Below are 8,726 nucleotides of genomic sequence, written 5' to 3'. Positions count from 1 at the left end.
GGGGGGGGGGCCTGTGCGCTGCGGCGTTTTGGGGGGGGGGGCCCCCCAGGCCCCCCGAAACGGCCCCGCCTCTGGCCGCGCGCGCAGATCATAAGCCGACTGCCGCGAGCGCCCGACGCGACGGCAGGCTTCATCGACGCAACCGCTGGCGGCCAATGCCTTGATAAATTCCACCTGCTTTTTCGGCGTCCAGCCATCATGGCGCACGCGGGTGGGCACGGGGGCAAAGGTTTGGATTTGGGAGGGTGGGTTTGAATCGGTCTGTTCCATGGGTGGAATGGAACATAAATGGGGGTGTGTAGGACAGGGGTTTCTGGTGGGGCAACTATGTTAGGGTGGTGGGCTGCCTGATTTTACCAATCGGATCACACAAAGCGGACACAGCCGTTTTCCTCGTACTACGCGTTCAATCCAAAACTGATACAACCCTGTTTAGCGATATGTTAGGAATGCAAACCAGATAAACTAACTCGCGGCCGATAAAAAAGGGGCGTTCGAACATGAAGTTGAGCAGCGCACTGTCATTGTTGCTGATCGCCAGCAATGTGCCGACTTCTGCAGATGCAAAGATCCAGAGTCTGCCCGACGAAGAAGGCCAAATCTGCATATTGATCGCATACGGGTGGAATGGATCGCCAGATGAAATAAGGCGGATAAGAGAAATCCCGGTTCCCAAAAGCTACGTGACGAAAAAAGGCGGTGCGTGCGGTGGGCATGTCGACGCCAACTATCTGATCAGATGGCATTTGCGTTACGGTGATGAAAACACGGTCCAGCAGGCGCTTAGATTTATCGAAAAACGTAACGGAACGTCTGAAACAATATCCGCCCAATTGGACCGTGACTTTACGAACGCATTGGGTGAATTGAATAAGGAACTGCAGGTCGAAGACAAACGAGAAGCTTCGCGTTTGGATGTTTCCGAACCTGAAAAGCTCCAATCATTTATAGCGAACACTCCGTCGGTTGCCAAACTGAGTCGTATTAAAGATTCGCTGAATTCAGACCTGTTGAACCGCATAAACCTATACCTAAGCGCCGCCGAGATATTCAGATCGAAACGACTTGCCGCGCAAGCCCGCGACGTTTTCACGCAATATGAAGCGATTGAAAGATGGCTGTTGCCATCCCGCGATGGCGGCAACCCAAATATTGATCCATTTGTTTCACGGGCTTTGGAGTATGTGCAGGACAGTTCTAGTCGAGATCTAACGTCGATGGAAATCGAACTGCGACTGGCTGTGCTTGAGGCGCAACTAACCCCTAGTACCGAAATGTATGACCGCGCTGGTGAGGTGCTAAAAAGGCGGCATCAACCAGCTTATGCCAATGCCCCAAAGGAAGCCTTCAGCGGCGGTGACGATTTTTGTGACCTTTATGAGGAGCGTTTCCGCAACGATTGGGAACGGGAAATCGCAAAGGCGTGCAAAGATGATGATGCATTCGTTCCTAAGGCTATGGCCTATGGATATGCGGATGCCATGCTGGCGATACTGACCGACAAAGGCCAACGTGAAATCGGTAAGTGGAATTGGGAAGATTATGTTATTCTTCACCAAAAGGACATGATCTATAATAGCGGGCAACGAAATTATCTTACCGGCGATAACGAGAGGGTTATCAATCTCAAAATGGCAGTAGTTGACCGGCATTTTGCACAGTCTAAATCGAAAGAAAATGGGTGGAGGAATTACGAAACGGCTTGGCGGCTGCTTGCTGAGATCTCAACGCTCGTCAATCCTGCGGAAAACCCGGTTCGATTTCGACAAATCGCCGAACGGGCAATTGCCGTGGATGCAATGACGCAGAATGAGGAAAAAGGCTGGCAGGAGCAACATGCATACCTGCTGGGATATTACCGCCTTAATCTCCAGAATCTTGACAAGGTTGCAGTGGGCGATGTTCAGTGACCTCGCTGCCCATAGCCGAGCTCTGTGTAGGGCAAGGGAGACGGACAATCTGTAGCGGGTTTCACCACCTATGAATGGATGAACCAACGTCGGAAAACCTGTCGCGTTAAGACAGTTTAACTCGCCCTAAATCGCCTTCGCCTGCGTCGGTGTATTCACGCCCATCGACTGCAGATAGCGTTTGATGTTGCGCGCGGCCTGCCTAAGCCGATGCTCATTTTCGACCATCGCAATGCGGACAAAGCCTTCGCCATCTTCGCCATAGCCAACGCCCGGGGCGACCGCGACCTTGGCCTCGGTCAGCAACTGCTTTGAAAATTCAAGGCTGCCGAGATGGGCAAGCGCTGGCGGCAACGGGGCCCACGCGAACATTGACGCGCGCGGTGCGGGGATATCCCACCCAGCACGGCCAAAGGCCTCGACCAGAACGTCGCGGCGCTTGTGATACAGTTCGCGGTTCTTCTCGACGATATCCTGCGGGCCGTTGAGCGCCGCGCAGGCCGCTGCCTGGATCGGGGTGAAGGCACCATAATCGAGATAGCTTTTCACCCGCGTCATCGCCGCGATCAGCTGCTTGTTGCCCACGGCAAAGCCGATGCGCCAACCGGCCATCGAATAGGTTTTCGACAGTGAGGTGAATTCAATAGCAACGTCCTTCGCGCCCTTGACCTGCAGGATCGACACCGTCGGGTTTCCGTCAAAATAGAGCTCGGAATAGGCTAGGTCGGACAGGATCCAGACCTTGTTTTCCTTCGCCCAGGCGACCAGTCTTTCGTAGAATGCGAGGTCGACCGTTTCGGCGGTCGGATTCGACGGATAGTTGACCACCAAGATCGACGGACGCGGCACGGTGAAGGCCATGGCACGGTCGAGCGCGCGGAAGTAATTTTCGTCCGGTGTCGTCGGAACACTGCGGATCGTTGCTCCGGCGATAATGAATCCAAAGGTATGGATCGGATAGCTCGGATTGGGTGCGAGCACGACATCGCCCGGTGCGGTGATTGCGGTGGCAAGGCTGGCGAGCCCTTCCTTGGACCCCATGGTCACGACAACTTCGGTTTCGGGATCGACATCGACGCCAAAACGGCGGCCATAATAGTTCGCCTGCGCGCGGCGGAGGCCCGGAATGCCCTTTGATGCCGAATAGCCATGGGCATCGGGTTTCTGCGCAACTTCGACCAGCTTGTCGATGACATGCTGGGGCGGCGGCAGGTCAGGATTGCCCATGCCGAGGTCAATAATGTCCTCTCCCGCCGCACGGGCCGCCGCTCGCATCGCATTGACTTCAGCGATGACATAGGGCGGCAAGCGCTTCATGCGGTAGAATTCTTCGGACATCGGACTCCAGCGGCTCCTTGTAACAAATGGGTCAGAGAGCCGCCCTCATGCGCGATGTTTCACCGATTTGCCAGAAAAACCGGCCTAGCGCGGACGGTTACCCTTGGCCTTATGCTTCACGCCATGTTTGGAGGGTGCAGGTCCGTCCTTGCGGAAAGGCCGCTTTCCGCCTGCGCCGGTGCCCGAAAAGGGGCGTGGCGCATGACGCGGCGTGGACTCGTTCGGCTTGCCTTTGCGGCGGTTTTCGCGTGCGGCCAGGCGCGGTGGACCTTCGGCCTCGATGATTTCGACATCATTGTCTTCATCATGTCCGCGTTGCGCCACTGCCTTGGCAAAATGGCGTGCAGCTGCAGCCGAAATGCCGACATAGGTTTCATCGGCTGCGATGCGGATCGCGCCGATATCATTTTTGGTCACCCCGCCCCTGCGGCAAAGCAGCGGCAAGAGCCATTTGGGATCGGCATTGTTGCGGCGACCGATGTTCAGTTTGAACCAGACCGAATCGTCAAAGCCTGCACGGCGATTGTCCGGCATCCGCTCACCGCTGCCATTGTCGAGCAACTCTTCGGGTGCGGGCATTTTAGCACGGTGGGCGCGAACAAGAGCTGCCGCCACATCTTCCGCGCTCATCGTCTCGAGCAGACGGGCACCCAATGCACGATCTTCCTCTTCGGCTTCGACCGGGGTCAGCAGCATTTCGAGCAAGCGTTCATGGTCTTTGGCACGGATATCGTCGGCGGTCGGAACCTTGATCCATTCAGCCTCGATCCGCGCGCCGCGCAGCATCGATTCGACGCGCTTGCGCCGCTGATAGGGCACGACCAGTACCGCGGTACCCTTCTTGCCCGCCCGGCCGGTGCGGCCCGAACGGTGCTGCAAACCTTCGGCATCGCGCGGCAGCTCGACATGGATGACGAGCGAAAGGTTGGGCAAATCGATCCCGCGCGCGGCAACGTCGGTGGCGACGCAGACGCGGGCCCGGCGGTCGCGCAGTGCTTGCAGCGCCTGATTGCGCTCGCTCTGGCTATGCTCGCCCGACAGTGCCACCGCGTTGAAGCCACGATTGGTCAGTTTCGAATAGAGATGCCGCACGCTTTCCCGCGTCGCGCAGAACAGGATCGCGGTATCGGCTTCATGCAGACGCAGCAGATTCACCACGGCGTTTTCAATGTCGGGCGGCGCGACCGTTACGACCTGATAGCTGATATCGCCATGGCCGCGATCTTCGCCGACGGTCGAAATACGCAAGGCATCATGCTGATAACGTTTGGCAAGCGCTACAATCGGTTTGGGCATTGTTGCCGAGAACAGCAGCGTGCGACGGCCCTCGGGCGTGGCGTTGAGGATATCCTCCAGCTCTTCGCGGAAACCCATGTCGAGCATCTCGTCGGCCTCATCGAGCACCGCGACTTTTAGCGCCGACAGGTTCAGTGCTCCGCGTTCCAGATGGTCGCGCAAACGCCCCGGCGTGCCGACCACGATTTGCGGCCCGGTCTGGAGGTTGCGGCGTTCTTTCGAGGCATCCATCCCGCCAACGCAGGTGGCGATGCGCACGCCGGCCTTGCCATAAAGCCACATCAATTCGCGGCTGACCTGCAAAGCCAGTTCGCGGGTCGGCGCGATAATCAGGGCGGCGGGATCACGCGCGAGGCTGACCAGCCCGCCGTCGAGAATCTCTGGCGCCATGGCGAGACCGAAAGCAACGGTCTTGCCGGAGCCGGTTTGCGCCGAAACAACAAGGTCACGACCGACGGCCTCTTCGGCGATAACAGCGGATTGCACAGGGGTCAGCGTGGTATAGCCACGCGCGGTAAGCGCTTCACCAAGAAGCGCGGGAAGTTTTTCAATTGTCATTGGGGTTCCAGTTTTCAAACCCCTCCATAGGCGCATTTTGCTGCAATGTCTATGTTGCGCCGCACAACAAATAGAAGCTTAGACAATGCGGCCGCTTGGGTTATGCAACAGACATGGCCGATTCACCCAACATGCCGCCCCTGATGGACCCTGAACAGCTCGCCAAAATGGCCGAAACTTTCGGGGCTGGTGCTGCCGATCCGCTGACTGCCTACAAACATGCACTCGATGCCTGGGGTGAGGTGTTGGCACCGTTGGCAAAGGCCGGCCATGACAAGGTCAATCCGAAAGATCGCCGCTTCGCCGCACCCCAATGGGAGCATCCGGTGTTTGATCTGATGCGGCAGGGCTATCAGCTGATGTCGGATTATATGATCGGCGCGGCGCACGAAATGGAGCATCTGTCAAAAGCCGACAAAGCAAAGCTCGAATTTGCCGTGCGCACCGTGGTCGAGGCTATGAGCCCCGCCAATTCGCCGCTCACCAATCCGGTCGCGCTCGAAAAAGCAATCGAGACCAAAGGCCAAAGCCTGATGACCGGCGTCAGCCACCTGCTCGCAGACATGCAGCGCGGGCAGTTGACTCACACCGATCCGCAGGCGTTCCGGCTGGGCGAAAATATCGCCTGCACACCCGGCAAGGTGGTGCACCAGACTCCGCTATACCAACTGCTGCAATATACGCCGACGACCGAGAAGGTGTTCGAAACCCCGCTCGTTATCTTCCCGCCCTGGATCAACCGTTTCTACATTCTCGACCTGACGGCTGAGAAAAGCTTCATCAAATGGTGCGTCGACCAAGGTATCACCGTATTCGTAGTATCGTGGAAATCGGCCGATGCCTCAATGCGCGATGTGATCTGGGACGATTATATCGCGGCGCAGATCGATGCGATTGACACCATTCGCGATGCATTGGGCGTCGATAGCGTGCACGCCATTGGCTATTGTGTGGCAGGCACGACCTTGGCCGCGACGCTGGCAATCCTTGCAGCGCGCGGCGAGGCGGATAAGGTCAAAAGCGCAACCTTCTTCACCGCGCAGGTCGATTTCACCCGCGGCGGCGAACTGCTCAACTTCATCGATGAGCACCAGTTGAAGATGATCGAATCGCTAGCGTCGCAACAGGGCTTTCTCGATGGGCGTTATCTGGCGCTCACCTTCAATCTGTTGCGCGGCAATGACCTCATCTGGTCAACGATCAACAAGCATTACCTTCTTGGCGAGGAATATCCCGCATTCGACCTGCTGCACTGGAATGGCGACGTTACCAACCTGCCCGCCAAATGGCACAAAGACTATTTGTGCGATCTGTATCGTGACAACAAGCTGGTCGAACCCGGTGCGCTGTCGGCGTTGGGAACGCCCATCGATCTGCGCAAAGTCACAACGCCGACCTATGTGCAGGCCGGCCGCGAGGACCATATCGCCCCTGTCGGCAGCGTCTGGAAAATCCGCGACCATTTCAAAGGGCCGGTACGTTTCGTACTTGCAGGCAGCGGGCATATCGCGGGCGTCGTCAACCCGCCAGCCCAAGGCAAATATCAATATTGGCTCAATGAAGACCCCAAAGTTTCCAGCCTCGACGAATATATCGAAGGCGCGACCGAAACCAAGGGCAGCTGGTGGCCCGATTGGTTGAATTGGCTATCGACCCAGTCGCCGAAACAGGTCGCTGCCAAAGGCCCAAGGCAGCCCGGTAAGGGCAAGTTGAAGGCAATTGAGGAAGCGCCGGGAAGTTACGTGAAAACCCGTTGAGGGTTCAGCTTCACGAACAGGAATGACACTGCGGCGATAACATAGGAAAAGATCGCCCCTGCCTGAAACAGCGAATAGCTGCCCGTCCAGTCATGGATTTTGCCAAACAAGAGCACGCCGCACAACGTGCCCATCCAGCCCGCAACCTGGATCCAGCCATATATCGACCCGTAGCGATCAAGCCCGAAACGGCGGGCAACAAAATAGGCGAGCAAGTCGATCTCCGCACCTTGTTGCACGCCGATAGCGGCAACAGCAAATAGTGCAGCGGCATAATAGTTCTGCGTTTGCCATAAGAGCACGCAGCCAATTGCCGGAATCAGCGTGAAGAAAAAGGCAGTGCGTTGCGGGTGTGCGCGATCAAGCATCCAGCCACAAGCGAGCCTTCCGAAAAATTGCCCTGCGGCATAGGCCGAAATCCCGAGTGCGGCCTGTGCCGATGTCAGCCCCTCCTCCAGCATCATCGGCACCATCTGACTGAGCATCCCAGAGGCAGGGATATTTATGCCGACATAACTGACCGCTATCAGCCAAAATGCAGCACTTCGGTAAAAAGGATCGGGGCCTTCATCCGAAAGTCGCCTGATTTCCTCGTCATCCGGAACCCGCACCGGAATATCGGCGACAAGAAAGAGGATTGAGGGCAAGCCAATGAACAAGGCCAGCGCCGCGAGCATGAAATAGCCGGCGCGCCATCCTTCCAGTGCAATCAGCCTTTCGAGCACGGGCGGCATAAAGATCGCCACTAGCGAAATGCCTATGGCCGAACAGGCCAGCGCAAGTCCGCGTTGAGACGAGAACCAGCCATTGACGGCCTTTGTATAGGATATCGAGCTGGTCGCGACGCCGATCAGCCCGGTCATGAAGACCATCACTCCAAACAAGGTGGGGATGACAGGTGAGAAGCCGACAACAAGATACAGCATCGCGATCGCAACCATACCGATCGCCCAGACCTTTCGCAGACCATAACGATCCATCGCCCAGCCTGCGAGCGGGGCGGCCAGCGAACCTATGCCGACAATGGCCTGCAGTTGGGAGAACTGGCCGAGCGTCCAGCCGGTTTCTTTTTGCAGATGCGGAATGAACAGGCTGAAAACAAAATAGAGCAGGTTGACGCCAGTCGCTGCCGCCAGCGCCGCGCCCAAAACGGTGCGCCAACCGCGCCGCCATTCCTCCATAAATGCCCTCTCCTCAAGGCAAAATCCCTGACGCCATCATGTTGGTAAAATAGAGGCAGGTCAATTGACGTTTACGTAAACGTCCGGTAATTTCGATGCCAGACGGATTTGGTGCGAGTCGGCTCGCCTTGCGAGGACGTGCGCGCTACATTGCCGCAATAGAGGAGAGCTGCCATGGATATGGAATTCACTGCCGAAGACCTCGCCTTCCGTGACGAAGTGCGGGCATTTATCGCTGAAAACTACCCGCAGGAACTGCGCGGCAAGCAAGACGAAGGCGACGAGCTGGGCAAGGAGGATTTCCTCGCCTGGCACCGCATTTTGCACAAAAAGGGCTGGGTCGCCCCCGCATGGCCGGTTGAATATGGCGGTACTGGCTGGACGCCGACGCAGCGCTATATCTGGTCGGAAGAAACCGCCCGCGCCGATTGCATCCGTTTGATGCCCTTCGGCCTTTCGATGGTTGGCCCGGTCATTTACACCTTCGGCACGCCCGAGCAAAAAGCCAAATTCCTTCCCCGCATTCTTTCGGGTGAGGATTGGTGGTGCCAGGGTTATTCGGAGCCGGGTTCCGGTTCCGACCTTGCCTCGCTCCGTACAAAGGCGGTGCAGGATGGCGATCATTATGTCGTCAACGGCCAGAAGACCTGGACGACGATGGCGCAGCATGCCGATTGGGGCTTCTT

The 8,726-nt window shown here is 57.3% G+C and carries 6 protein-coding genes and 1 pseudogene; 3 read left to right on the top strand and 4 right to left on the bottom strand.

Going from position 1 to position 8,726, the window contains the following annotated elements; translation table 11 throughout:
• Window positions 1–270, bottom strand: a pseudogene (locus PKC81_RS13810) (hypothetical protein); the annotation flags it as partial.
• Between the two features lie 230 nt (window positions 271–500).
• Here PKC81_RS13810 and PKC81_RS13805 point away from each other — a divergent pair.
• Complete coding sequence (locus PKC81_RS13805) at window positions 501–1,910, top strand: hypothetical protein (RefSeq protein WP_324337070.1); 1,410 nt, start codon at window positions 501–503, stop codon at window positions 1,908–1,910.
• A gap of 126 nt (window positions 1,911–2,036) precedes the next feature.
• Here PKC81_RS13805 and PKC81_RS13800 read toward each other — a convergent pair whose 3' ends face one another.
• Both PKC81_RS13800 and PKC81_RS13795 read right to left on the bottom strand, forming a co-directional pair.
• A complete protein-coding gene (locus tag PKC81_RS13800) occupies window positions 2,037–3,248 on the bottom strand; it encodes an LL-diaminopimelate aminotransferase (RefSeq protein WP_324337069.1) in 1,212 nt (403 codons plus the stop codon).
• Between the two features lie 84 nt (window positions 3,249–3,332).
• Window positions 3,333–5,102, bottom strand: coding sequence for a DEAD/DEAH box helicase (locus tag PKC81_RS13795; RefSeq protein ID WP_324337066.1), 1,770 nt, complete (start codon window positions 5,100–5,102; stop codon window positions 3,333–3,335).
• 113 nt (window positions 5,103–5,215) lie between these two features.
• Here PKC81_RS13795 and PKC81_RS13790 point away from each other — a divergent pair, with 113 nt between their 5' ends.
• Window positions 5,216–6,859 carry an alpha/beta fold hydrolase gene (locus PKC81_RS13790; protein ID WP_324337064.1) on the top strand — a complete coding sequence of 548 codons (1,644 nt, stop codon included), beginning with the start codon at window positions 5,216–5,218 and terminating at the stop codon, window positions 6,857–6,859.
• Here the strand turns inward: PKC81_RS13790 and PKC81_RS13785 are convergent.
• Window positions 6,841–8,040, bottom strand: a complete 1,200-nt coding sequence (locus tag PKC81_RS13785) for an MFS transporter (protein WP_324337062.1) — start codon at window positions 8,038–8,040, stop codon at window positions 6,841–6,843. The two genes, PKC81_RS13790 and PKC81_RS13785, sit on opposite strands and share 19 nt — an antisense overlap.
• A gap of 174 nt (window positions 8,041–8,214) precedes the next feature.
• Between PKC81_RS13785 and PKC81_RS13780 the strand changes: the two genes are divergently transcribed.
• Window positions 8,215–8,726, top strand: a 512-nt coding sequence (locus PKC81_RS13780) for an acyl-CoA dehydrogenase family protein (RefSeq protein WP_324337060.1), incomplete at its 3' end; no start/stop codon positions are given.

The organism is Sphingorhabdus sp., assembly GCF_035329025.1.
Classification (GTDB): Bacteria; Pseudomonadota; Alphaproteobacteria; order Sphingomonadales; family Sphingomonadaceae; genus Sphingorhabdus_B.
The sequence above is the reverse complement of the archived record's forward strand: the minus strand, read 5'-3'. Positions and strand labels throughout refer to the sequence as shown.

Bases quoted from the DNA above. Each gene is read 5' to 3' on its own strand.
- PKC81_RS13805 (WP_324337070.1), top strand. From the start codon at position 501: ATGAAGTTGAGCAGCGCACTGTCATTGTTGCTGATCGCCAGCAATGTG.
- PKC81_RS13800 (WP_324337069.1), bottom strand. From the start codon at position 3,248: ATGTCCGAAGAATTCTACCGCATGAAGCGCTTGCCGCCCTATGTCATC.
- PKC81_RS13795 (WP_324337066.1), bottom strand. From the start codon at position 5,102: ATGACAATTGAAAAACTTCCCGCGCTTCTTGGTGAAGCGCTTACCGCG.
- PKC81_RS13790 (WP_324337064.1), top strand. From the start codon at position 5,216: ATGGCCGATTCACCCAACATGCCGCCCCTGATGGACCCTGAACAGCTC.
- PKC81_RS13785 (WP_324337062.1), bottom strand. From the start codon at position 8,040: ATGGAGGAATGGCGGCGCGGTTGGCGCACCGTTTTGGGCGCGGCGCTG.